Source organism: Psychrobacter sp. UBA5136, from assembly GCF_002414005.1.
In the GTDB taxonomy this organism is placed as follows: domain Bacteria; phylum Pseudomonadota; class Gammaproteobacteria; order Pseudomonadales; family Moraxellaceae; genus Psychrobacter.
Map to the genome: position 1 here is coordinate 1 of NZ_DHYG01000052.1, position 24,451 is coordinate 24,451.

The 24,451-nt window shown below is 44.5% G+C and carries 18 protein-coding genes; 10 read left to right on the forward strand and 8 right to left on the reverse strand.

The window, feature by feature from the left end; genetic code table 11:
- Positions 1-58: 58 nt before the first annotated feature.
- A complete protein-coding gene (locus B4240_RS07275) occupies positions 59-2,269 on the reverse strand; it encodes a carboxy terminal-processing peptidase (RefSeq protein WP_296237881.1) in 2,211 nt (736 codons plus the stop codon).
- A 503-nt stretch (positions 2,270-2,772) separates the two neighbouring features.
- Here B4240_RS07275 and nagZ point away from each other — a divergent pair.
- Positions 2,773-3,843, forward strand: coding sequence for a beta-N-acetylhexosaminidase (gene nagZ / locus B4240_RS07280; RefSeq protein WP_296237883.1), 1,071 nt, complete (start codon positions 2,773-2,775; stop codon positions 3,841-3,843).
- A 155-nt stretch (positions 3,844-3,998) separates the two neighbouring features.
- Here nagZ and B4240_RS07285 read toward each other — a convergent pair whose 3' ends face one another.
- The 3 genes from B4240_RS07285 to B4240_RS07295 all read right to left on the reverse strand — a co-directional run bounded on the left by B4240_RS07285 (position 3,999) and on the right by B4240_RS07295 (position 7,999).
- Positions 3,999-5,720 carry an OmpA family protein gene (locus B4240_RS07285; RefSeq protein ID WP_296237885.1) on the reverse strand — a complete coding sequence of 574 codons (1,722 nt, stop codon included), beginning with the start codon at positions 5,718-5,720 and terminating at the stop codon, positions 3,999-4,001.
- 218 nt (positions 5,721-5,938) lie between these two features.
- A complete protein-coding gene (locus tag B4240_RS07290) occupies positions 5,939-6,079 on the reverse strand; it encodes a hypothetical protein (RefSeq protein ID WP_296237887.1) in 141 nt (46 codons plus the stop codon).
- A gap of 204 nt (positions 6,080-6,283) precedes the next feature.
- On the reverse strand, positions 6,284-7,999 hold the full coding sequence (locus tag B4240_RS07295; RefSeq protein ID WP_296237889.1) for a hypothetical protein: 1,716 nt from the start codon (positions 7,997-7,999) through the stop codon (positions 6,284-6,286).
- Positions 8,000-8,776: 777 nt separating this feature from the next.
- Here B4240_RS07295 and B4240_RS07300 point away from each other — a divergent pair.
- The 6 genes from B4240_RS07300 (at position 8,777) to B4240_RS07325 (ending at position 14,147) form a co-directional block, all read left to right on the forward strand.
- Positions 8,777-9,385, forward strand: a complete 609-nt coding sequence (locus B4240_RS07300; RefSeq protein ID WP_296237890.1) for a rhomboid family intramembrane serine protease — start codon at positions 8,777-8,779, stop codon at positions 9,383-9,385.
- 152 nt (positions 9,386-9,537) lie between these two features.
- Entirely contained in the window at positions 9,538-10,503 is a 966-nt protein-coding gene (locus tag B4240_RS07305) for a metallophosphoesterase (protein ID WP_296237892.1), read from the forward strand.
- Positions 10,504-10,601: 98 nt separating this feature from the next.
- Complete coding sequence (purE, locus tag B4240_RS07310) at positions 10,602-11,180, forward strand: 5-(carboxyamino)imidazole ribonucleotide mutase (protein WP_296237894.1); 579 nt, start codon at positions 10,602-10,604, stop codon at positions 11,178-11,180.
- A gap of 240 nt (positions 11,181-11,420) precedes the next feature.
- Complete coding sequence (locus tag B4240_RS07315) at positions 11,421-12,779, forward strand: 5-(carboxyamino)imidazole ribonucleotide synthase (protein ID WP_296237896.1); 1,359 nt, start codon at positions 11,421-11,423, stop codon at positions 12,777-12,779.
- Entirely contained in the window at positions 12,779-13,228 is a 450-nt protein-coding gene (locus B4240_RS07320) for a YaiI/YqxD family protein (RefSeq protein ID WP_296237897.1), read from the forward strand. The genes B4240_RS07315 and B4240_RS07320 overlap by 1 nt, the downstream gene beginning before the upstream one ends.
- A gap of 280 nt (positions 13,229-13,508) precedes the next feature.
- Complete coding sequence (locus tag B4240_RS07325; RefSeq protein ID WP_296237899.1) at positions 13,509-14,147, forward strand: NAD(P)H-binding protein; 639 nt, start codon at positions 13,509-13,511, stop codon at positions 14,145-14,147.
- Positions 14,148-14,445: 298 nt separating this feature from the next.
- Here the strand turns inward: B4240_RS07325 and epmA are convergent, their stop codons facing one another.
- The 3 genes from epmA to B4240_RS07340 all read right to left on the reverse strand — a co-directional run bounded on the left by epmA (position 14,446) and on the right by B4240_RS07340 (position 18,045).
- Complete coding sequence (gene epmA / locus B4240_RS07330; RefSeq protein ID WP_296237901.1) at positions 14,446-15,471, reverse strand: EF-P lysine aminoacylase EpmA; 1,026 nt, start codon at positions 15,469-15,471, stop codon at positions 14,446-14,448.
- Between the two features lie 130 nt (positions 15,472-15,601).
- Positions 15,602-16,756 carry a 4-phosphoerythronate dehydrogenase gene (locus B4240_RS07335; RefSeq protein WP_296237903.1) on the reverse strand — a complete coding sequence of 385 codons (1,155 nt, stop codon included), beginning with the start codon at positions 16,754-16,756 and terminating at the stop codon, positions 15,602-15,604.
- A 134-nt stretch (positions 16,757-16,890) separates the two neighbouring features.
- Positions 16,891-18,045 carry an AI-2E family transporter gene (locus tag B4240_RS07340; protein ID WP_296237904.1) on the reverse strand — a complete coding sequence of 385 codons (1,155 nt, stop codon included), beginning with the start codon at positions 18,043-18,045 and terminating at the stop codon, positions 16,891-16,893.
- A gap of 847 nt (positions 18,046-18,892) precedes the next feature.
- Between B4240_RS07340 and B4240_RS07345 the strand changes: the two genes are divergently transcribed.
- Both B4240_RS07345 and B4240_RS07350 read left to right on the forward strand, forming a co-directional pair.
- The gene (locus B4240_RS07345) at positions 18,893-20,596 is read left to right on the forward strand and encodes an NAD+ synthase (RefSeq protein ID WP_414707105.1); all 1,704 of its coding nucleotides are present in this window, start codon (positions 18,893-18,895) and stop codon (positions 20,594-20,596) included.
- Between the two features lie 310 nt (positions 20,597-20,906).
- Positions 20,907-22,184: a hemolysin family protein gene (locus B4240_RS07350; protein WP_296237906.1), complete on the forward strand. Its 1,278-nt coding sequence runs from the start codon at positions 20,907-20,909 to the stop codon at positions 22,182-22,184.
- Between the two features lie 101 nt (positions 22,185-22,285).
- Here B4240_RS07350 and B4240_RS07355 read toward each other — a convergent pair whose 3' ends face one another.
- Positions 22,286-23,020 carry a YggS family pyridoxal phosphate-dependent enzyme gene (locus B4240_RS07355; protein ID WP_296237908.1) on the reverse strand — a complete coding sequence of 245 codons (735 nt, stop codon included), beginning with the start codon at positions 23,018-23,020 and terminating at the stop codon, positions 22,286-22,288.
- A gap of 364 nt (positions 23,021-23,384) precedes the next feature.
- Here B4240_RS07355 and B4240_RS07360 point away from each other — a divergent pair, with 364 nt between their 5' ends.
- Positions 23,385-24,440 (forward strand): type IV pilus twitching motility protein PilT, encoded by a 1,056-nt coding sequence (locus B4240_RS07360; protein WP_296237910.1) that lies wholly within the window; start codon positions 23,385-23,387, stop codon positions 24,438-24,440.
- Positions 24,441-24,451: the final 11 nt, after the last annotated feature.

Consider the following 24,451-nt stretch of genomic DNA (forward strand, 5'->3'; position numbering starts at 1 on the left):
AAGCATATGCTTACACGCATTTTTAATGACGATAGCGACGCTTTGAAAATTGAAATTTCTATAGCTTTTCTTCTGGACTGGCCTGCACTTCTGCCTCGGCGCTAAGCATAATATACGCCGCTTCTTTAATAAAGGCTTCGTCTTCAGGTAGCTCAGGGCGCTCACTTTCTTTCATCTGACTGCGCTCTTCAAATTTTGCATCCATTGCGGCTTGGTAGGTATTCCAATTGGCATAAGGACGCTCACCCGTTGCGATAAGGCGCTTATTTTCAGCTTCCAGTGAGCGTTTTTCTATCAGCTGCATTTTGGCGCGGCGGCTATTGATATCAAGAGGAATCGGTTTTTTCTCATCTTCCATATTACGAATATCGTTTAGCGTTGATAGATAAACAAACTGCGGATTTGTCTGCTGCCGGATTTTTGATTGCTGATTTAGCGTCGCTAGCGTACTGTCCGAAAACTTGCCTTCAGGTTTATAAGGCGCGGTTTTTATGGTGTCCCACGGTAAGGCGTTTTTCTGGGCGCGCTCACCAAAGGTTGCATCATCGTAAATGTTAACCAATTCGACATCAGGCACCACGCCTTTATTTTGCGTACTGCCGCCAGTGACGCGGTAGAACTTACGCTGCGTTAGGGTTGCCGTCCCCAAAGCCAAACTGTCTAATTGAATTTGCGCTGAGCCTTTACCAGTTGTTGTGCTACCGACCACTAAGCCGCGACCATAATCCTGAATTGCGGCGGCAAAAATCTCGCTGGCAGACGCCGAGGCAAGATTGGTAAGAACAACCATCTTGCCATCATAAAGTTGCTCACCGCCATCGTCATCACGGTAGACCTGAATGTTGCCGCGATTGTCGCGAATTTGCACCAGTGGGCCGCTCTTGATAAAGAAGCCGAGCATCTTGGCAACCTCATCGAGCGAGCCGCCTGGGTTATTACGTAAATCTACCACCAAACCGTCGATATTTTCTTTATTGAGCGCTTTAAGGGCTTTTTCGGTATCAATACTGACGCTACGGTACTCTTCGCCATTGCGGCGGGCGCGGTAGTTTAAATAAAAGCTTGGTATTTCAAGTACGCCAATACGTTTCGGCGTTTTATCAATGTTGGGGCGCTGTACTTCGATGACGCGCTGCCTGACGCCGGACTCTTCTTGCTGGATAATATCGCGCACCACGGTTACATTACGGGCACTAGCATCAGGGGCATTTGGTTGACGTACTTTAATGGTCACCGGTGTGCCGCGTTTGCCGCGAATCAGACCGACAATTTCTCGCGTTGACCAGCCCACCACATCAACCATAGTTTCGCCGTCTTTGGCGATACCGATAATCAAATCATTGGGTTTAATTTGGCCAGATTTTGCCGCTGGACCGCCATCTACCAAGGTGACAATGCGGGTATAATCTGGGTTTTTACGGTCAGGACGGATAGAAACCCCAATCCCTTCTAACTGTAAGCTTGATTGAATTTGCAGCTCATTGGCTTGAATCGGCGCATAATAATTACTGTGCGGGTCATAAGTGAGCATCGCCGTATTCAAGATGGTTTCCATGATTTCATCGTCTTTTAGACGGGCAAGCTGTTCTTGCTGACGCGATAAGCGATTGAGCAAAATCTCGCTCGGCGTGCGCTCGTCATTACGCACCAAGTCTTGCCCGCGCGTGATATCAGGATTGCTTAAAAACACTTTCTCTTTTGCTTTCTCGTCTTCTTGACCTAGAGTAATGCTCATTAGCTGAAACTTCAGCTGACGCGTCCAATAATCGCGCTGCTCTTTTTTGGTTTTAAAATGATTGAGCTTTTCACGGTCGAGGACGATGCTCTCTTTACTGGTCAAATCAAGATCTGTCTTTAGCAGCTTTTTTGCCATGGCAAAATATTCATTAGAGCGCTTACGGTAGCGCTCAAAGACCTCTACCCCAGCGGACAAGTCGCCGCGTTTTAAGCGAGCGGCAAACTCATCGGCATATTTTTTCTTAAACTCATCGACATCAGATTGCAAAAATAACGTATGGTTTGGGTCAAGAGTATCAATATACATAGACAAAATCTCGCTACCCGTTGCGCTATCGAGTGGCTTATTAAGATAGTGGCTACGATCCAGCAAGGCGGCTACTTGGCGGGTGGTGACCTGTTGCTCAGGGGTCGCTTTAAAGCCTGCAGTATTGCTATCAGCCACTGCGGTGCCATAGCTTTGAGTAAGAATAAGACCAGCGACGCCCACTGACGCTGCACTGAGTAACCACTGTGCTGGTTGTTTTTTCATCATATATACCTAATTATTTTCAGTTAAAAATATGCAAACTTGCTCAATTGTTATTGCTAATAAAGGTCGTCTAATAGACTATTATCTACAAAATTCAGCGGTTTTTCATTCTATTATATTTACCATTAAACCATGCATTACGCTAGCATTAAAAGCACGCAGATACATGATAATTATTTTAGTTTTGTCGTTAAAAAATCAGTCAATACTAGCACAGCTATAAATAAGCCACTGTCTCAAACTGTATAAACAATCTTACACACGAGGTTAATGTGTTTTATCGTCCTACTTCTAAACGTTTTAAAAAATATCTTGGATACGCTATTTCATCAGTCTTCAACAGCTCGGCCAAATCAAGCGTTTAAATTTACCTTATTTAAACCAGTTAAGCCGCTATTATGCTCATCTTGTAATAACTGTCATAATATAATGCAAAATGGCGATTGATAGCGCCAAAAACCATAATGGTAAAAATAACTGTATAGCCTGATAAGGATTACGCAATGTATGGCGTCTTAATGATTGATATTGATAGTACCGCCCTGACCGCTGAAGATGTCAGTTTAATCAAACAAGCACAGGTGGGCGGGGTCATATTATTCGCCCGTAATGTGGCAGATGCAGCACAAGTGCGAACCTTGTGTGACGACATACGCCAGCACAATGCCGATTTATTGATTGGCGTTGACCAAGAAGGCGGCCGCGTTGCCAGATTGCGACAAGGTTTTACGCCGCTGCCAGCGATGGGACGCCTCGGCGAGTTATTTAATGAAGACCCCAGCCGCGCCCTGAGCCTTGCTTACGATTGTGGTTATTTGATGGCAGCAGAAGTGTTGGCGGTCGGCATTGATTTGAGCTTTGCGCCCGTACTCGATAGAGGCGGTATCAGCCAAGTGATTGGCGATCGCAGTTTTCATCATAAGCCGCAAGCCATTATCGCTTTGGCAAGCCAATTTATGCACGGCATGAAAGCGGCGGGAATGGCAACCACGGGTAAGCACTTCCCCGGTCACGGCGCTGTTGCGCCTGACTCGCACGTGGCAGAAGCCATCGATACTCGCAGCTTAGAGGAAATTATCAATAGCGACATGCAGCCTTTTACGCAGACCCTGCCTTGGCTTGATGCCTTAATGCCCGCGCATGTGATTTTCTCACAAGTCGATAATAAACCCGCCGGATTTTCAAAAATTTGGCTCAAGGACATTATTCGCAAGCAGCTAAATTTTGATGGGGTTTTATTTTCTGATGATTTATCGATGGCAGGCGCGCAAGCTGCGGGCGATGTCAGCGCCCGCGTCAAAGCAGCGATTGAAGCTGGCTGCGATATTGCCTTGGTCTGTAACGATCGCGTTGCAGCGCACGAAGCGGCTAAAGCGGCACAAGAGCTGCCCTATCCCAACCAAAAACGCATCAAAACCATGCGCGGACAGATCCCTGTTTGGCAAGGCGACCTTGAATCGACGTGCCAGCAGTTTGATTATTGGCAGCAAGCAAAAGATAATATCTTACAGACCTTTTTTGCGGATCAGACAAAAACACAAACCGCGTTAAAAGACCCTACTGCTTATAAATGATGAGTTTATAGTAGCCAAGCCGTTTTAGGAGAATAAAAACCGCAGAAAAATAAAAACCGCAGAAGAATAAAAACCGCACCTTTATTAAGATGCGGTTTTCTTGTCACTGATACTTCATTTAAAACTTACTCGCTATAAGTCAGTAAAATCTCGTATTAATTACTGGCTTTTGGGTCTAGCGCGCTACCACGGCTAGCGTCATCGCCATCCGGCAACATGTCATCATTGTTACGGTCCAATGGATTTAAGTCAGGGTCGATAGGTCTACTATTTGGTGTTGGTATCGAACTTTTAGGTGTAGGTAAATTGTTCCCAGTACGGTCATCACCATCAGGCATGACATCATCGTTATTATTGTCTAGTGGGTTTAAATCCGGATCAAGCGCATTGTTGCTAATCGCCATACCATCGTTGGCCATTGTCGTTTCATCATATACGACAAACTCAATACGGCGGTTACGGAAACGACCTTGCTCAGTAGCGTTATCAGCAATCGGATCTGTCTCACCCATACCTTTGGTCATCAGCTTACTTGGATCGGCACCTTGAGCAACCAAATAATCTTTCATCGACTGCGCGCGCTCTTGTGACAGTTTCATATTATAAGCTGCATCGGCCGTTTTGTCGGTATGGCCGATAATCATGAGCTTCATATCTGGCACTTGTTCCATAATTTGAACGGCGTTGTCTAACAACGGCTTATTAGCCTCTGGAATAACAGCTTTATCCACTTCAAAATTCACCACTTGTAGACTTAACGCACGCGCTACATCGCGAGGATCTGGATGCTCACCAAGATTGGCCATCGCCGTTTGCGATGCTGCTAAGCTGCGATCAATCTCGCTTTGCTCATCGAGCGGACCTTCTGCTTGCACGGTCATCGCTGGTGCTGCTGCTTGTAAGTCAGCAACCAGTTTATCTAATGCCGCAGCATCGGGAGCATTTACAGTGATAGTGTCGCCTTTAATCAGCATACTGGCATTTGGTATGTTTTTAACGATGGGTAAAATAGAAGAAAGCTGAGCGGCAGCAGGCATATCTATCGAGAAGTTATCATCGACATCGGCGCGGCATTTATTGGCCTCATCTCCAAATGACGCGGTCAAGGCATCCATAACATTGCCCTGTAGCGTCTCATTACCGACATTCATGCGGCAAGCATACAATTCATTATTTTCACCGGTCGCAATACGTAAAGAAGCGGGTTCTATAGCAGCCGCAACCGCGGTTTGGCCATCATCATTGACGGCTTGTTGCTCAGTCGCAACTGGCGTGCCAACCGGCTCAGGATTGTCTTGGCAGCCTCTTAGCAGCGCCCACGCCAACGCCCCTAAAATAATCAAGCCAATAATCGGTAGCAGCGCCTTCATAAAGCTGCCTTTTTCTTCTTCTTGGCGGCGGATAGGATCGGTGCTGACCGTATCAGACACGTGGGCACCAGCCGGTGCCGCGGCAATCATACCAGCAGGCAAAACGGTACTTGCCCATGCTGGGATATGATGCTGATAACTGGCCAAATTGTCATTCAAAAATTGCGGAACTGGCGTGGTACCTGCTAAGCTTTTTATCTCATGATAAGCAAGGGGTGCGGCCATCGCAATCAAACCCCGAGTGGCAGTGATATCCACATTGTGTTTGCCCGCAAGTTCGCGTGCGATTTGGTCGCGGTGCGCGCTCTCGGTCCACACTTGATCATAAAACCCTTGATCATCACGCGCGATATTGGCATTAGCAAAACGATTATAGGTGTCGTTGTCTGCTAGGCGGGCCGCAAAAATGGCATAAAACTGTTCGAGTAAATTTTGCTTGGCGGGATCGCGATCGTCTCCTAGTACCGCTGGGCTAACCGTCCGTGTTAAATGACTGATAATATCCATAGTTTCCTTCCTCAATTAATCATTATTTTGCATTGTTTGTTTAGTAAAAAATAAATTCTCGAAAATAAGACGCTAATATTTAGTACCGGATGTTTACTCCCCGATGTTTGATACTTAAGGTAATGACTGATATTTAATAAAAAGTCACTTTTTATAAAAAGCCACGCTAATAAAAAGCTACTTTAATAAAAATCAGCACCGTAAATACCAGCGCCCTGTTATTCAGCTTTTATTATTATAGAATTATTAAGGCTGCGTTCACAATCAATAGGCTGTTGTGCAATTGCTACGTTAAGTAATGTTTCATTTGTTACACGTAACGACAAGCCATCTAAAGTACAAATCTCTAACATATTCATAATTAACCGCTTAACACTTCATAGTGTAAGTAGTCATTTGTAAGATGAACTTAAAATAGCGCCTTTTTATTTTCGTTATCTTCATTTTGCTAAAGATAATTTGCTACAAATAAAAAGGAGCATAGAAAATTATGAAACTGCACTCTTTTTGCTTTCTTCGTTTATCGTTGTTTTTATAACAGCGAGATTTATTTTCTCAGCCATTTATCTTACTTGTGCCGGCTCTGCCACAATCACACTGTTTGCCATGTCATCCACTTCTGATTCTGAAATAGGACCAGACGGTCTCGTCGAAACATCGTTTGAACGCTCATTGTTAAGGCGTTCGTTATTGCTAGGAATGTTATTCAGAGGTGGATTATTAAAATTATTATTACGCGCAGGTGCAGGCGCCACGCTATCACCCGTGTTATCGTCAGCGGCTTGGTAATTATTATTGTTGTTAGTATTATTAGCAGCGTACGGGTCGTTTACGCCGTTACCTGTAGTGGCAACTTGATTGTTTGCGCCATTCATCGTCGTCACATTATTTGCTTCCATGCTGCTCCCGCCATTGTTAGGTAATGGCAGTGGCGCGGTACTATCCACCATCATCACTGGTACTAAAGTGCGTATGTCGGTGGTTAATCTTTGCAATTGCATCGTATCGGGCGCTTCTACGGTCACGCGGTCATTTTGCAACTGTAGACGGGCGAACGGTGTCGCTCTTAGTAATGTCAAGATATTGGGTAGCGCCTCAATGGGCATATTGGCAATATTTTTGGCAACGCCCTCTTGTACTGTAAATTGACACATACTTGCCTGCTCACCAAAACTGCTCGTAAGTGCCTGTTGCAGCGCGCTTTGTAGCGCGGCGTCACCAACGGTGGCGCTACAGGTGTATAAGCTACCACTATCATCCACGCCAACGATAAGCTCGGCAGGGGTCAAAACCTGCACTGGTGGCTCATCTGTAGGCGGCGCAACAGGGGTATCTGTGACCACTGGCGCTACGGGCGGCGCCTCATTAGGTTTGATTAATAAAGCCCATACCAAGCCAATCGCTGCAATGGCCGCCAACAATAAGAACACCCGTACCAATAAATCATTGCGTTGGTTGCGGGTTCGTACTCTCTCACGCTTTAGGCTAGGGTTCTCTGCTAAATGGTGCTCAGCAGGGTTGACGTGAATCGCGCCTGTATCTAGAGCATTTGTATCTATACTCACCGTGTTAAGAGAGTCATCAAGACTGGCGTTAACAGGATCGGTTGCCACACTTGCAGTGGGAGTTATCACGCTTGCTTCAGCGCTATCATACTTATTTAAAGAGACAGGCGCGACGGCGACTGCCGCATCGTTGACTACCGCGTTTTGATAATCAAACAATTCATCTGTAGTGTTTTGCGTCGCGGTAGCGTTTTGCGTTACGGTAATGATAGGTGCTGCCCATATCGGCAAATAATGACGCAATGATGGTTGCTCGTTTTGTAAAAATGCGGGTAAAAACTGTCCGTTTGCCATTGCCTTAAGCTCACGATAAGCAAGCGGTGCGGCATTCATGATGAGCTTCATAGTAGTAATCTCAGCGACGTGATGGGTTGCCGCAAGCTCTTGGATAATGGTTTGACGCGCGTTTGGCGCCTGCCACAGCTGTTCAAACAAGGGCGCCTCTACTACATTGTCGTTATCGATTAGCGAATCGTCACGCAGCAGCTGCGAGTAAACTTGCGGCAACGCCAAACGCGCTGCCAAAATGGCATAAAGCTGTTCTAATAAGCTGATATAGGACACGCTGCCGTTATCAATGAAGCTTGCGTTATTGGTGTAGTCGTCACTAATATGACCGCTATCGGTATAGTAGTTATTAGTAGGGTCACTATTAATAAGGCTGCCTAAAACGGCTGGGGTCACTATCTGTTCTAATTGGTCGATAATATTCATAAGTTACGGCCTTTGTAGGCGACTGACTGTCGGCAACGATTTAAAATATAGTGAGTCTTAAATAAAAGAGTACAGGCTTTAGGGCGTGCTACTGGTGTAAATTCTCCTTGCTTGCTGTGTAACTTCGTCACGCCAGAGGCTGCACAAATTTATTTCAGTAACGCTATCAGTAGCGCTGTATTTTTCTATAGTGGATCTACCATATATAACGTGATTTATTTTTATACTGAGTAAACTCTAAGACATTTACAAAACTAACGGTTTATTTAGCAATATTGGTATATAAATTGCTTATTTTCTATGTATTTTTATGTCTTTCCGTATTTTGTTAAATGTGCACGCTGTAAGTGCAATGTTTCTGAATGAATAGCAGCAGTCCATTACTCATTTTTAATGTTACTTATTATTTTGTCGTGAATCATTACGGTCAGTATACGAAGTATTACTCACTGGTTCCTGCACCCTGTTATATTATTCACTATAAATATTTATTAAAGCATACTTTTGTCGCTTAATGGTTTACGGCCTTTTAATATTGTTATTTTAGTATTGTTATTAATGTTTGTGTTTACGTCACTCTCTAACTGTTTAGCACTATTCGTCTGTAGTAGTGATCATTATAAAGACAATGCTCATTTATAGAGACTAATTCATAAATATTAGTTATATAAGACATCGGAACCCATCGTTATTCGTTATTATTCAGCCAACACACTTGGGCTTTAAGCACGACGCTCTACCACTGCCAACTATCAGGCTCGGCCTAAGGATTGTCCTTTGCTTAACCACACGACACTTATTATCATCATCACCGTTATTGTCAGTTTATTAGCATGGCAAAATAAGGCCTTGTTTAATCGGCTGATATTTTATCCGCCAGCCGTGAATAATGGCCAGTGGGATCGCTTTGTAACGCACGGCTTTATTCATGCCGATGCGATGCATTTGCTGTTTAATATGTTCACCCTGTACTTCTTTGGTCGTGCTATCGAAGGCTTGTATCAGTCGTTTTTATTCGGCTACGGTTTTGTGATTTTTTATGTGTTGGCCATCGTAATCGCAATGGTTCCAAGCTACCTTAAGAATAAAAAAAGCGCCAGTTATTTAAGCCTTGGGGCTTCAGGCGGGGTATCAGCGGTTTTATTTGCCTTTATTTTGCTCGCGCCGTGGGAAAAGATTTATCTATTTGCCATTGTCCCGATACCAGCGATACTATTTGCCGTCGCCTATGTTGCTTATAGTATTTACGCCGATAAACGCGGCGGCTCTAACATAAATCATATGGCGCACATGTGGGGCGGCGCGTTTGGAGTGATTGCGACAATTATTTTAGAACCACGCGTACTGCCGCACTTTTTAAATGCATTGTTATCGCCCGGGTTTTAGAAATAGCCGTAAATTTCAGTTATAAAAGTAGAAATTTAGGCTTAGTTTAGGACGGCAGTTTTCATAAGTGGGCGGTCATTGCCGTTAACGAGGTTGCTTTATATTTTTAGTCATTTATATTGAACAAACCATTTAACATTTGATAAAAAATTATGATTATAGATATTATCGGTGATATTCACGGTTATGCAGACAAGCTGGTTGGGCTGCTAAAACAGTTGGGCTATGTACATAACGGCAATCATTTTGTACCGCCGGCGGGTCATCGGGCACTATTTATCGGCGATTTGATTGACCGCGGAACGCAGCAGGTTGCTACGCTTGAGATTGTGTTTGCGATGCTAGATGCAGGCGTTGCCGATGCGGTGATGGGCAATCATGAATATAATGCCTTGGCTTTTGCCATGACGGACCCAAAAGAGCCTGAGCGCTATTTACGCTCGCATAGCGATGTGCACGTCCGCCAGCATGAAGCGTTTTTAGCCGAAGTACCGTTTGGCTCAGAGGCGCATCAATACTGGCTACAGCGCTTTTATGAGATTCCGCTCTGGCTTGAGACTGATTACGCTTGTTTTGTACACGCTTGCTGGGATGTCGATAGCATGGCCGTCTTAAAGCCTTTGTTAACTGCTGATAACTGCTTAACGCCTGAAGCGGTGATTGCCACCTCACAAAAACATAGCCCCGCTTATGAAGCGCTTGAGCGCGTACTAAAAGGCGTGGAGACAGCATTACCAGATGGTTTGGTGATGGTTGATAAAGATGGTGCGGAGCGCTCGCAAGTACGCGTGCGCTGGTGGCTTGATGAGCTAAATAAACGCACTATCCATGAGATAGCTCGGGCGCCAAAGTCAGGACTTGCGCAGATTCCAAACGATGCCATGGCCGAAAACATTGAATTTGCTCTTAAAACTCATAAACCGGTATTCGTTGGTCATTATTGGCTCACTGGCAATCCTGAACCATTAAGCTCACAGGTGGTTTGCACCGATTATTCAGCAGCAGTGGATAGCGGCTATATGACCTGTTATCAGCTTGATACCGAGCAGCCATTACCACTAAAGGCCAGTAACTTTGTGCAATATCGCCATGATGAAGACGCAAGGAAAAATCTATAAAATAGCGTTATTTAGCTTGCTTTGGTATGAAACAGTAAACTTGGCTTTACGAAGACCGCAAAACTTTTGTATGATGGTCTTTTTGAGGATATCAAAGCATGAGCACCACTTCCGCTACTGACAACCCTGCCAAACAAAACGCTGCTATCGACCAAAACGGTCCCATCACCTCCCCTGCGGGTCAGCCAAAAGTTGGCATTATCATGGGTTCGCAGTCTGACTGGGCCACCATGAGCGCGGCGGCCCAGTTGCTTGCTGACTTTGATATCGCTTTTGACTGTGAAGTGGTATCCGCGCATCGTACGCCCGATCGATTGTTTGATTATGCCAAAAGCGCTAAAGATAACGGCTTACAAGTGATTATCGCTGGCGCTGGCGGCGCGGCGCATCTGCCCGGTATGTGCGCCAGCCAAACGCCGCTGCCTGTGTTTGGCGTTCCAGTAAAATCATCGATGCTGAGTGGTTGGGATAGTCTGCTATCTATCGTACAAATGCCCAAAGGCGTGGCCGTTGGCACCTTAGCAATTGGTACTGCTGGCGCGTATAACGCCGCTCTCCTTGCCATTCAGGTGCTTGCCCTGCATGATGAGGCGCTTGCCACTAAGCTGGATAATCTACGCCAGTCGCAAACTGATACCATCCTTGCCAGCCCAACGCCCGGTATTATTAATTCATAAAACCCGTGGGCTTGCACCATAAAACCTATAGACTTAGCGCTAACGTCTAGCAAACATTGCTAACATAAATAATCTTGCTATTAATGTTCTAAACTTGATATTTATAGCCAAATGAGTTTTACTAAATATAAGGTGCATACAGTGCACCTTTTCCTATTTTTAATGCTGTCTTTTTAATATTGTGTTCTTAGAGATTCATACATCAATCCCCTTATTCATTTTAAATGTAAAGAGCCTGACATGACTACCGCAAACGCTTATCCTGTTACCCAAACCATTCGTACCATCGGTATTTTAGGCGGTGGTCAGCTTGGTATGATGCTTGCCGAGGCTGCTCTGCCGCTCGGTTACCAGTGCGTGTTTTTAGAGGACAACGCCAACTGCCCTGCCAGTCTTTATGGAAAAGTTTTTTCTAGCGAGCAATTAGATGAATTTATCGCGGCAGCTGACGTCTTTACTTTAGAGTTTGAAAACACACCAACAGCGACTGTCGAGCAGTTGGCTAATTTATCAAAATCTGGCAACAAACAAGGTATGTTTCCGCCACCAATTGCCCTTGATATCGCCCAAGACCGCTTAAAAGAAAAGCAGATGTTTAATGAGCTTGATATCGCCACCGTGCCGTTTATGGCGGTTAGTTCTGAAGCTGAATTAACACAGGCTTGTGATGAGTTAGGTTTGCCGATTGTCCTTAAGACCAGTCGCGGCGGTTATGACGGTAAAGGTCAGTTTGTCATCAAAGAAGAAAACGATATCAAAGCCGCTTGGCAAGCGCTTAAAGATGCGGTTAGCGGTAAAGGCGCACTGACGTCCGCGCCTGCGCCATTAATCGCTGAGGGTTTTATTAACTTTAGCCGTGAAGTATCTATCATTGCCGTGCGCGCGCAAAACGGTCAAGTGCGCTGCTATGATTTGGTCGAAAACCATCATCACAACGGTATTTTGGCAAAAACCCGTGCGCCTGCCGTTGGTACCAGTCATTTATTTCAGCAAGCAACCGACGCGATTACTACGGTGATGAACCACTTAGGATATGTCGGTGTCATGGCGCTTGAGCTGTTTGTCAGTAAAGACGCTCGCGGTAACGACTATCTGCTCGCAAATGAAATCGCCCCGCGCGTCCATAACTCTGGACATTGGAGCATTGAAGGCGCTATCACCAGTCAGTTTGAAAATCACATTCGTGCGGTGGTGAATCTGCCACTGGGCGATACCGACAACGTTCATCCAGCGATTATGCTCAACGTTTTAGGCCAGTATCCTGATATCAGCGCGGTATTAAGTATCGATGGCGCCCATTATCATAGCTACCACAAGGCCGAACGCGACGATCGTAAGATTGCGCATATTACCTTGATGCCAAATGACGTTGCAGATTTAGAGCCTGCCCTCGCTAAGCTGGTGGCTCTCTTGCCTAATAAAGTAGGTCTTGATAAAAAATTAGCGCCTACTATTACCGAGCATCAAGCAAAAACACTAGAGGAAGCAAACAGCACTGAACCCAATAGTGCTTTAGGAGATGCTAATAGCAGTGTAAAAGATAGCTCAAAAGACGCTTTGAGAGAGGCGCTATTAAATACAGATAAGGCTCAGAAATAATGCAGATTTGGGTAGATGCCGACTCAGTGCCACTGATAGCGAAAGATTTGATTATCAAAACCGCTGAGCGCACACAAACCACAGCGATATTTGTCGCCAATCAGCCCATCAAACTGCGTAAATCACCGCTGCTTGTCATGACCGTGGTGCCCTCGGGGTTTGATAAGGCTGATGATTATATCGTCGAGCAAATCCAGCCAGGCGATTTAGCAATTACGAGCGATATACCTTTAGCCAATGATATTTTAGATAAAGGCGGCTTAGTGCTTACCACACGCGGCGTGGTCTATGATAAAAATAATATCAAGCAAAAACTTAATATGCGTGATTTTATGGATACCATGCGCGGTACGGGCGTGCTTGAATTACAAGAAATGAGCGGACAAAAACCGTACGGCGACCGTGATAAAAAAGCCTTTGCCGACGGTCTTAATCGCTTGGTTCGTTAATTGCTTGGTTCGTTAATCGCTCACTTATTAAGCTGATAACTAACTTTCTAACTTTTTTATAAATCTCTTATTTTTATTTCTAAAGACTTTATAAACGGCAACCTTGCAAAGGGTATACACGCCATAACCAAATACTATGCAATTGGCACGCTTCATAACCAAGTATGCCAGCCATTCTTGTTACGCTATAGGCAGCTTTTAAAACCACAAGTTCTAGAACGATCAGTTTTTGAGCAGTAAGTTTTAAAAAACCATAACATATATAAGAATAGGAATAATAATGAAAATTTTAGTGATAGGCGCCAGCGGCCGAGTGGGTTCTGATTTGGTTAAACAATTATTAGCTGATAACCATCAAGTGATAGGCACAACCCGTCAAGATAACAAACTGTTTAGCGAGGACAATTATAGTCAGTTAGATTTAGACATTACGGCTGACAAAGACGCTATTCAACAACAAATCGAGCAAGATATCGATGCGGTTTATTTTGTTGCTGGCTCTGGCGGCAAAGATATTTTAGAAGTCGACTTACATGGCGCGGTTAAAACCATGCAAGCCGTAGAAGATAAAGGCATCAAACGCTATATCATGCTAAGCACGGTATTTTCTTTAGACACTAGCAAGTGGGAAAACCCTGGTATTGCGGATTTAAAAGAATACTATATTTGCAAACACTACGCCGATCAGTGGTTGGTTAAGAACAGCAGCCTTGATTACACTATCGTTCAAGCAGGCGCCTTAAAAGAGCGTGCAGGTACGGGCAAAATCACCATTAACGATGACAATGCGAGTGAAAACGCTATTGAAGATGTCGCTACCACATTGGCTGCAGTATTAAATGCTAAGAATACCAGTAAAAAAGTCTTTAGTATCCATAACGGTGAAACTGCCATTAAAGAAGCCATCGAAAAATTGTAATACACAAAAGCTATAGTAAACAGCGTACAGCTTTATAGCATTGTGAAAAAAGTCGCAGAAATAGAAAAGCGCGTGAGCTGTCTGGTTTACGGGCTTTTTTCTTATGAATTTTTCGTCTAATTTTTAGCTATAGTGAGTGAAAAGTAATATCGATACATCACGCACTGCTGATATCAATTTTTTTTGCTTGCTGTGCCTACGCAGACAGAGGCTACAAAAAATTGATATCAGCAATACCGTAGCGTTTTTAGGATATTTTGACTATACGTCAAAATCTAGTAGCAGGCAAGCAACTAAACTAAGCCAGACCACTTGGAAACGGCATGACTTCTTCTAAACTGCTAGCGCCCGTGACAACCATCAGCAACCTATCAACCCCAACCGCGATACCGCTACAAGGCATTAAATCATCGGACGCCGCTAATAAGTGCTCATCGATTGGCATTTGCGGCAAGTGATGCTGCTTGCGCAATTGATTGTCTCGCTCAAAGCGCGCTCTTAACGCCTGCCCATCTGCCAGCTCATCATAAGCATTGGCAATCTCGATACCGTTAATATAAAGCTCAAAGCGCTTGGCAACCGTATTACCGTCTTTATCGACAGCCGTTTTTGCTAATGCCGCGGTCGCGGGCGGATATTCTATAATTAATGTTGGCAAATCGTGACCCAAGTTTGGCTCGACCGCATGACTAAACAATAAGTCCAGCCAGCTTTGCCGAATATCATCCTCATTATTGATGGCGCCATTTTCTGCACTATTAAAATCAAACCCTGTTAAACCCTTATCCTCTGCCACCGCTTGTAGCGCCGCAAGGCTGGCAGTCAGTGGATGAATGCCAACAAAATCCATAAAGGCATCGACATAGCGGTAGTGGCTTAGCACAATCGGATAACCGTAAAGCGCCTCCAATAGCTCGCCCAACTCAGCCGCCATATCATCTAGGCCATAATTCGGCTGATACCATTCAAGCATAGTAAATTCAATATTATGGCGCACGCCTATCTCATTATCACGAAATACCGGACAAATCTGATAAATGGGCACCTGCCAGCTGGCAAGTAGGCGCTTCATGGCAAACTCTGGCGATGTGTGCAGATAATAGGTACAAGGTTTATCTTGATAAGTGAGATGCGCGGCAACTGACTGCAAAAAGGTATCGGTATTACCCGCTTGTGAGAGCAATGGCGTCTGTACCTCGAGCACCTGACGCGCGGCAAAAAACTGCCGGATAGCACAGATAAATTGCGCGCGCTTTTGTGCCATCGCTACTGTCATCGTCGGCGCATAGCTGGGATTAAAAGAAAGATTATTTGCTTGGGTCATTATTATTTACTGTAATTTGAAAAATGAATTTTGAAGCGATATTTTGAGTTTTAAAGCTGACTATATTAGGCTCACTATAAGACCGAGCAGGGTGACTGGGATGAATTTTATTTCGAACCAACTTTATCTTTTAAAACTGCCATTCGCGGCGCAGATGATATTCTCGGCGCAACTGATCAAAGTCGGCGCCACTTACTTGCCCATCCGCTAACTTGTCTCGTAGCGAAGCATCATCTGCCATGATGTCATAAAACTTCACCAGTCTCTCTGGATGCGCCTTTAGCTCAGACCATAAAAACATATTTAGCGGTAGTAATTGATGCATGGTTTGCACAGGGGTTACCGCCAAGTCCTCACAAAGCGCATCATAAATCATTTGCGTACCGCGCAGCTTACCCTCTAGCGTGTAGCCCGCGATATGCGGGGTGGCAATAGCAAGTTTAGATAATAAGCTTTCAGCAATCTTTGGCTCATGCTCAAACACATCGAGCACCACTTGCCGTCCAGTACGCGCAATATTTGCCTCTAAATCGTGCGCACTAATGACGGGCCCGCGCGCGCTATTGATGAGCAAAGTGTCTGATGGCATCGCCTCTAATGCCTTTTTATCGATTAAATGCCGCGTTGGATAATCGCTGCCGCTAGCATTAGTACTATGTTTTTTATCGGTCAACGGCACATGTAAGCTAATCACATTACTTTGGCTAAGCACCTGCGCAAAGCTGGCGTTATTGATGTTTGACGCCGGCAATAGCGGATCATATCCCAACACCTGCCAGCCCAAATCATAAGCGTATTGCGCAAGGGTGCTACCAATATTGCCCAGCCCGATAATGCCCAACGTTAATGGCGGCGTTGATGGCTGCCAATATTGCGGCCGCAAGGTTAAGATAGCCGTTAACACATACTGGGCAACCGAATGCTTACTGCAGCCTGCGGCATTGGCAAAGGTAATGTTGCGCGTTGCCAAATAATCCTGATCGACATGATCAGTGCCAATAGTCGCCGAACCCACGAACTGAACGCTGTTATTGTCTGCCAATAGCGCCTCGCCAACTGGCGTCACCGAGCGTATCAATAGCACGTCAGGCTGATATTCTGCAAGCAGCTGATCATTGATATCGCGTCCAGCAACGGCAATAATATTTACCGGACGCTGCGAACGCTGAGAGTCTTGCCCAAGCGTGAACGCATTAAAAAATTCATCAAGGCTGGCAATATTGCTATCAGCAACGATGGTAAGAGGACGCGTATTTTTATTGTTCGTAGTGCTCGCATTAGCCATCTTTACATCTTCCTATTATCAAAGGTTTATTATCCGTGATTGCACGATTAGCAACGTGTATTTTTTCATAGCTTCAGTTTATTCTTGTTTAACTTTATTTTTGTTTAAATGGTTACTTAAATTAAGGATACGCGCTAATCAGCAGAAACGATGTTTTCGTCTGTATTTTGCTCAGTGACTTTAGATTGCAGCTGCGCGTCAGTAAGCATGCCTTCTTGCTGAGCGAATAACTCATTCTTATGCTGCGATATCCACTCGCGCCACACGGCAAGACCGATTGCCAATACCACAGGGCCGATAAATAGCCCTACAAAACCAAACGCCGTCAAACCGCCCAGTACGCCGATAAAAATAATGATAAAAGGAATTTTGGTCGCGCCACTAATAACGATAGGGCGGATAAGGTTGTCAACCCAGCTGATAACCAATATGCCCCACAGCGCCAAGCCAATCCCTTCTACGGTATGCCCTTGGCTTAATAACCAAATCGATACCCCGCCCCAAACAAATGGCGTGCCAAAGGGGATTAAAGCAATAATAAAAGTCACAATGGTGAGTAAAATAGGACTTGGGGCGCCAGCAAAATAGTAACCAACACCCGCAATCAGCGCCTGTGCTAAAGCGGTCAGGCCAATACCGTACACCACCGCGCGCGTGGTCGTACCGACAGAATCAATATAACCATCAATACGATTACCAATGATATTGCGTAACGCTTGGCGGATTTGACGTACCAAACTTGTGCCATCGCGATAAAAGAAAAACAGCGTCATCAGCGCCATACCAAGCTTGGCAAGACCACTAAACACGACATCGAAAGCCACTTTGCCATAATACAGATGCGACTGCACCCACAGACGAAAAGCCTCTAGCGTTCCCTCAGGGTTTTTGTTGATTCTCCACAGCATATCTTTGACTTGCTGACCGATCACAGGCAAATCCTTGATAGAGTCTGGCACGTCTAAATAGCCAACTTTGATGCGATAGATTAAATTGCTGATTAAACTTAGCGCTTCTTGCTGCAAGATAAAGACACCGACGACAATCGGCAGACCTATTATAAGCGTGATGCTCACCGTCATAATAGCAGCGCTTAAGTTTGAGCTAAAGCGCACCCGCTGGTGAAAAAAATTATAAATAGGAAAGGTCACGTACGCTAAAATCGCTGCCCACAGCGCCGGTACAATAAAAAACTGTACAACTTGGAAACACAATACAATCAGCACCACCAGCAGAGTAATGGCCAATAAGCGCTGAATAATAAATTCTTTTGTCCAGTTTTCAATCATAGTGTATAAACCAAGAGCGGGCAGCAGAAAGCCCTTTTGGCTCTGCTGTAACGTTTATAAATAGGTGGAAAACAGTAACAGACCATGTCCGTCGCTGTATCCATTAGCGAGTGTTTAATATAGTAATTTTTGAGTAATAAGTTTTGGCTAATCAATTTTAGACAAAGCGGCAAGTCTTCGTTATTTGGTTACAAATAGTAGGTTAAACCAAACCATAACAACGACTTATTATGCCTTAAAGTTAGCCAAATAAATAAGGCTATGTTGTAATCTTTACTTACATTTATCTGTACGCCGCAGGCACGAATATTGATACGTCCTTTTAAAAATTATCGAGTAGAATTATTGCTTTAAAAGGATGGTCATTTATCGCCTTTTTATTGACGTCTGCTGTGATATCGCGCGCGCTAAATCACTGCTCAGTTCTATTCGTACGGACAATTGATGTTATACTAAAGAAATTAATTTGAGCGTTTAAATGCCGTTAAGTGGGTTTGATTTTATTTATTTTTATTGGAACCAGCCCCAGCATTTTTAAAATTATTTCTCGCAATCCTCATGTGTTACCCTACTCTAGACAGTCTGAAACACACACTTTTAGAGCGGCGCTGCACATTTTGCTATTGCCGATAAGCATGGCATAAATGCCTATTCAAGCGTTGCCTTCAGCATAGACTCCCTATTTAAGAGTCTGTTTTGAGAGCACAAATAAACAGAGCTTAGGTAAACAGAGCATAAATAAACACTGATATTTTGCGTTAATTTCACAAATTATTTTGATTTGGTTTTATTTGAAACCAAAATGGATTCAATACATTTAAACAACCTATTGATAGGAACAATAACAATGTCAAAAGACACTGCAAAAGATACTGATAACCCCAACTTAACTTCGTCAAATGACGCCAGTATGGCTGCTAAATCGCCAGATAGCGTGACCTTTGCGTTAGCCCAGTCCCATTTTTTAGTCGGTGATATCACTGGCAATGCTGAAAAAATGCGTACGTTGGCACTGCAAGCACGTGAGCAAGGTGCTGATGTCATCGTTTTTCCAGAACTGGCGCTACTTGGTTACCCACCGCAAGATTTATTACTACGCCCAAGCTTGTCTGGCCGGGTCAAAAGCGCGTTGTCAAGCTTAAGTGACATCGATGATATCGTGATGATTGTTGGCTATCCGCACGTCGATCATCATGGCACCTTTAACTCGGCAGCTATTTTGCATAATGGCCATCAAAAAGGCTTTTATCATAAGCAAATCTTGCCAAACTATGGCGTCTTTGATGAGCGCCGTTATTTTGATAAAGGTCGCAATCAAGTTTTATTTGACTATAAGGGCATCACTATTGGCCTGCTTATCTGCGAAGATCTGTGGGAAAAAGGCCCTATAGCCGAGCTTAAAAAACAAGGTGCCGACCTTATTGTCTGCCTAAACGCCTCTCCGTTTGAGATTGAAAAACAAGACAATCGTAAAACCATGCTCGCCAAACGTAGTCGCGAAAACGATCTGCCTATCATTTATCTAAATGCCGTTGGTGGTCAGGATGATTTAGTGTTTGACGGCGGCTCTATGGCCGTTCAAGCCGACGGCAGCGTTGCCCACGAAGCATCCCGCTTTATGAATCAGCTCATGCTGGCGACATTCGATGTAAAAACGGCAAAATTTGATACGCAAGCAAAAGCGCCTTTATCATTAAGCCGCGAGTCAGAGATGTACCAAGCGCTCGTCGTTGGTTTGCGTGATTATGTCAACCTCTCAGGTTTCTCTGGCATTATCGTTGGCTTATCGGGCGGTATTGATTCAGCCTTAACCTTGTGTATCGCCGTCGATGCCCTAGGCGCCGATAAGGTCTATGCGGTCATGATGCCTTATGAGTATACCTCGCAAATCAGCTTAGAAGACGCGCAGGCGCAAGCACGCCGCTTAAATGTTTCTTATACGGTTTGTCCGATTTTTGATGCGGTTGAGGGCATTCGTCATACGCTAGCGCCCCTATTTAGCAAATCGCCTGTCGATACCACCGAAGAGAATATCCAAGCGCGCGCACGCGGTGTGGTGCTGATGGCCTTGTCCAATAAGTTTGGTCATTTGGTCATCACCACGGGTAATAAATCAGAGATAGCGGTTGGCTATTCAACCTTATACGGTGATATGGCGGGCGGCTTTGATGTGCTAAAAGACGTTTACAAAACGCAGGTTTATAAACTTGCCAGTTATCGCAACCGTTTAGAGGACACGCCCGTTATCCCTGAGCGCGTGATTGTACGTCCGCCATCGGCTGAGCTAAGTCCTGGCCAAGAAGACCAAGACAATTTACCTGAATATGATGTGCTAGATGGTATCTTGATGTCATATATCGACGAAGATATGGGCTATCAGGACATTGTCGATAAAGGTTTTGATGCCGATTTGGTCGCTAGAGTGATTAAAATGGTGGACAATAACGAGTTTAAACGCGCCCAAGCGCCGATTGGCACGAAAATTAGCCATAAAGCCTTTGGCCGTGAGCGCCGTTTCCCACTCGTCAATAAGTGGTCAATCAAGGGCTAAGCGCTACTATGAAAGGGCTCATTTAAAGGTATCATTGCAACCTTTTTGATTTGTCTTTATTTTAAATTGACTCTTAATTTGAATAGTCGCTAAAAGGTTGAATAACTTTAAGTTTTTATATAATTTGATATAATATAATCAAAATATTCTATAATAAGCTGGGTACTTACCCAGCTTTTTTAGTTTTTATTGCCAAACATATTGCTCATCTATTGATACATCCAAATATTTACCCTTAATCCTTTACTTGTCACTGTTTTAACTACTACTTTTAATTGAACTACCCTACCTATCGTTCTTCGAGTCCGTCATGAGTTTGCTAACCGCTAGTGTTTTCCTTCTTTTATTACTTACCTTGAGTGCTTTTGTTTCTGGGGCAGAGATTGCTATCGCTGCTGGGCGCAAGATTAAGCTGCAAATCATGGCCAAAGAAGGCGAAGTCCGCGCCCTTGATGTCCTGCATATGCAAGAAAACCCCGGTGGATTTATTACTGTGGTGCAAGTGGTGTTAAATGCGGTTGCCATCTCAGCAGGAGCGGTTGGCGAGTCGGCGATTAGTCCTTATTTGCAGCTATTAGTCAATAACGAAGCGGTGTCATCCGTCATCTCATTCGTCCTGATTACCAGCTTATTTTCCCTACTTGCCGACTTAATGCCCAGGCGTTTGGCGATGTCGAATGCAGAAATCTTTGCGGTGCGACTGGTACGCCCTATGATGGCGCTGACGTTTATTTTTAAACCGGTGATTTTGGTGTTTGATGGCGCAGCAAACCTTATTTTTGATTTACTCAGTATCTCAACCACGCGCCAAGATGATATGACGCCAGAAGATATCTATGCCGTGATGGATGCTGGCGCTGAAGCTGGGGTAATTAAAAAGCAAGAACACCACTTGATCGAAAATATCTTTGAGATGCAGGAACGTACCGTCACCTCCGTCATGAACCCGCGCGAGCATATCATCTATTTTGACAGCAAGACCCGCACCGAGGAAGTGGTCGAGGTGATGATTGCGCAGCCGCACAATAAGTTTTTGGTCTGTCACGAAGATGATTTAGAGCAAATTATCGGCTATGTCGAGTCGCGCAGCTTTTTAGCCTTAGTGCTAAATCAGCAAGAAGTCAGCCTAACCGACAAGACGCTATTAAAACCAGCGTTATTTGTACCGGATACCTTGTCTTTATTTGAAGTGTTGGAGATGTTTAAATCAACGGGCGCTGATTTTGCCGTTATCGTCAATGAGTATGGCTTAGTCGTTGGCGTTATTACCCTGCGCGATGTGATGAGCATTGTCATGGGGGAGTTGGTGACCGTTGAGGAACAGCCCATCGTCCAGCGTACCGACAATTCTTGGCTCATCGATGGTATGACGCCTATTGAAGACGTGGTTCGGGCGCTAGATATTGTCAATTTACCGCGCAGCCAAAACTATGAAACCATTAGCGGCTTTATGATGTATATGCTGCGTAAAATTCCTAAGAAAACGGATACCATCGAGTACGCCAATTATCGTTTTGAGATTATCGCAACCGACAACCTCAAAATTACCCAGCTACTCGTCACTAAGCTTGAAGACACAGTTTTATAAAAGATGCATTTTAAAGTAGATGTCAAAATTGATAGCCATGCAAATTTAAAAAATTTATCCTTTAGATGATTTGCTTAATGGATTTAATGGCATGACTAAAATCAGGCTCGCGCACCAAATATTGCCGTGCCAACGCGTACCATGGTCGAGCCGTTGGCAATGGCGGCGCTCATATCATCACTCATGCCCATACTCAGCGTATCCCACTGCTGTAACTCTGGATGTTCACGCTTGATATTGTCAAATAACTGCTTGGTGCGAGCAAAGGCATCGGTGCTGGTTTTTGCGGGAATAATCATCAGCCCGCGTAATTGCAAGCGTTCATAATGTTTAATAGCGCTTATCAAACCCGAAAGCTCAGTTGGCAGGCATCCTGACTTACTGTCTTCATTGTCAATATTGACTTGTACCAGCACATTAAGCGCTGGCAGCTCTGCGGGACGTTGCTCGTTTAGGCGTCTGGCAATAATCTCCCGCTCAAGCGTTTGTACCCAATCAAAATGCTCAGCAATATCACGGGTTTTATTACGCTGAATACTGCCAATATAATGCCAAACGATGCGCTTGCATTCCGCCTGCTCTTTTAAAGCCTGTATTTTCTCAAGCGCTTCTTGCAGATAGTTTTCACCAAAATCACGCTGCCCTTGACGCGCTAAAGCCGCAATCATCTCGGCAGGTTTGGTTTTGGACACCGCTAGCAGGGTAATATCGTCCTCTTTTCTTGTAGCAATGTTACAAGCCTGCGCCACCTGTTCGCTTACTTGCTGCCAGTTTTTAATTAATTTTGCAGCATCGAAATGGTTTTCGTTATTTTGTTGGTTAGAGATATCGTTCATAAAGGACTCACAGGGAAATTATGCAGTTATTTTAGCGGTTCTTGAGTTAAGAAATGAGATAAGAAAATGACAATTTAAATCATCAATATTTTAATAAGAAGTAGCAGTAACGTTATATTACTAAAACAAGGGAGAGCTGGACTATTTTTGCATTTTCCTCATATAGTAGATGGTTAAATAACCACAGTCTTGTTATGATATTGTTACATGGTCTCACGAATACTACTAAAAAACATCGTAATGGTAACCGTAAAGACCGACGAATTTTAAGGAGCCTCCTCTAAATAGCGGAATAGACTCATGGACGATGATACGTTCTAGCGCTTTTTGGCTCATCTTTATTTATTGATAGGAATATCCAATCATGGCAGAAAAGCATACTTTAAACATCGAAGACTTGCTGCGCTTTACCGTTAAACATAAAGCATCGGATTTACACATTTCAGCCGGTATGCCAGCGATGATTCGTGTCGATGGTGAGATGACCCGTATTAATATGCCTGAGATGACGCATCAGGTCGTGCATCAGCTTATCTATGACATCATGAATGATAAGCAACGCGCCGACTTTGAAGAGTTTTTTGAGACCGATTTTTCTTTTGAAATTCCAAACTTAGCGCGCTTTCGTGTCAACGCTTTTAACCAAAACCGCGGTGCTGGCGCTGTTTTTCGTACCATTCCATCTAAAGTGCTCACCATGGAAGACCTAGGTATGGGTGAGGTGTTTAAACGGGTGTCCGACTTTAAACGCGGCGTCGTTCTAGTCACAGGCCCAACGGGCTCAGGGAAATCTACCACGCTTGCAGCAATGATTGATTATATCAATGAAACCCGTAAAGAGCATATTTTAACCATTGAAGACCCGATTGAATTTGTCCACGAGTCTAAAAAGAGCCTCATTAACCAACGTGAAGTCCACCGCGACACGCTAGGCTTCGAGCCCGCCCTGCGCTCTGCCCTACGTGAGGATCCAGACGTTATCCTCGTTGGTGAGTTACGTGACCTTGAGACCATTCGCTTGGCATTGACCGCCGCTGAAACAGGGCATTTGGTCTTTGGCACCTTGCACACCAGCTCAGCGGCAAAAACCATTGACCGCGTGATTGACGTCTTCCCTGCCGCCGAAAAAGACATGATTCGGGCGATGCTCTCAGAATCATTACAGGCCGTTATCTCGCAAACGCTACTGCGTCGCCAAACGGGCGGACGTATTGCTGCCCATGAAATTATGCTCGGCACGCCCGCGATTCGTAACTTAATACGTGAGAACAAAATCGCGCAGATGTATTCTGCTATTCAGACGGGGGCTGGCGAAGGCATGATTACCCTTGATCAAACGCTCAAAAACCTCGTCTCAAAAGGTACGATTAGTAAAGACGTTGCTCGCCCTTATGCCAAGCAGCCTGAAGCATTTATTTAGTATTGCTTTAC

What these genes read in the sequence shown, in the direction of transcription:
- B4240_RS07275 (WP_296237881.1), bottom strand. Translation starts at nt 2,269, where the DNA reads ATGAAAAAACAACCAGCACAGTGGTTACTCAGTGCAGCGTCAGTGGGC.
- nagZ (WP_296237883.1), top strand. Translation starts at nt 2,773, where the DNA reads ATGTATGGCGTCTTAATGATTGATATTGATAGTACCGCCCTGACCGCT.
- B4240_RS07285 (WP_296237885.1), bottom strand. Translation starts at nt 5,720, where the DNA reads ATGGATATTATCAGTCATTTAACACGGACGGTTAGCCCAGCGGTACTA.
- B4240_RS07290 (WP_296237887.1), bottom strand. Translation starts at nt 6,079, where the DNA reads ATGAATATGTTAGAGATTTGTACTTTAGATGGCTTGTCGTTACGTGTA.
- B4240_RS07295 (WP_296237889.1), bottom strand. Translation starts at nt 7,999, where the DNA reads ATGAATATTATCGACCAATTAGAACAGATAGTGACCCCAGCCGTTTTA.
- B4240_RS07305 (WP_296237892.1), top strand. Translation starts at nt 9,538, where the DNA reads ATGATTATAGATATTATCGGTGATATTCACGGTTATGCAGACAAGCTG.
- purE (WP_296237894.1), top strand. Translation starts at nt 10,602, where the DNA reads ATGAGCACCACTTCCGCTACTGACAACCCTGCCAAACAAAACGCTGCT.
- B4240_RS07315 (WP_296237896.1), top strand. Translation starts at nt 11,421, where the DNA reads ATGACTACCGCAAACGCTTATCCTGTTACCCAAACCATTCGTACCATC.
- B4240_RS07320 (WP_296237897.1), top strand. Translation starts at nt 12,779, where the DNA reads ATGCAGATTTGGGTAGATGCCGACTCAGTGCCACTGATAGCGAAAGAT.
- B4240_RS07325 (WP_296237899.1), top strand. Translation starts at nt 13,509, where the DNA reads ATGAAAATTTTAGTGATAGGCGCCAGCGGCCGAGTGGGTTCTGATTTG.
- epmA (WP_296237901.1), bottom strand. Translation starts at nt 15,471, where the DNA reads ATGACCCAAGCAAATAATCTTTCTTTTAATCCCAGCTATGCGCCGACG.
- B4240_RS07335 (WP_296237903.1), bottom strand. Translation starts at nt 16,756, where the DNA reads ATGGCTAATGCGAGCACTACGAACAATAAAAATACGCGTCCTCTTACC.
- B4240_RS07340 (WP_296237904.1), bottom strand. Translation starts at nt 18,045, where the DNA reads ATGATTGAAAACTGGACAAAAGAATTTATTATTCAGCGCTTATTGGCC.
- B4240_RS07345 (WP_414707105.1), top strand. Translation starts at nt 18,893, where the DNA reads ATGTCAAAAGACACTGCAAAAGATACTGATAACCCCAACTTAACTTCG.
- B4240_RS07350 (WP_296237906.1), top strand. Translation starts at nt 20,907, where the DNA reads ATGAGTTTGCTAACCGCTAGTGTTTTCCTTCTTTTATTACTTACCTTG.
- B4240_RS07355 (WP_296237908.1), bottom strand. Translation starts at nt 23,020, where the DNA reads ATGAACGATATCTCTAACCAACAAAATAACGAAAACCATTTCGATGCT.
- B4240_RS07360 (WP_296237910.1), top strand. Translation starts at nt 23,385, where the DNA reads ATGGCAGAAAAGCATACTTTAAACATCGAAGACTTGCTGCGCTTTACC.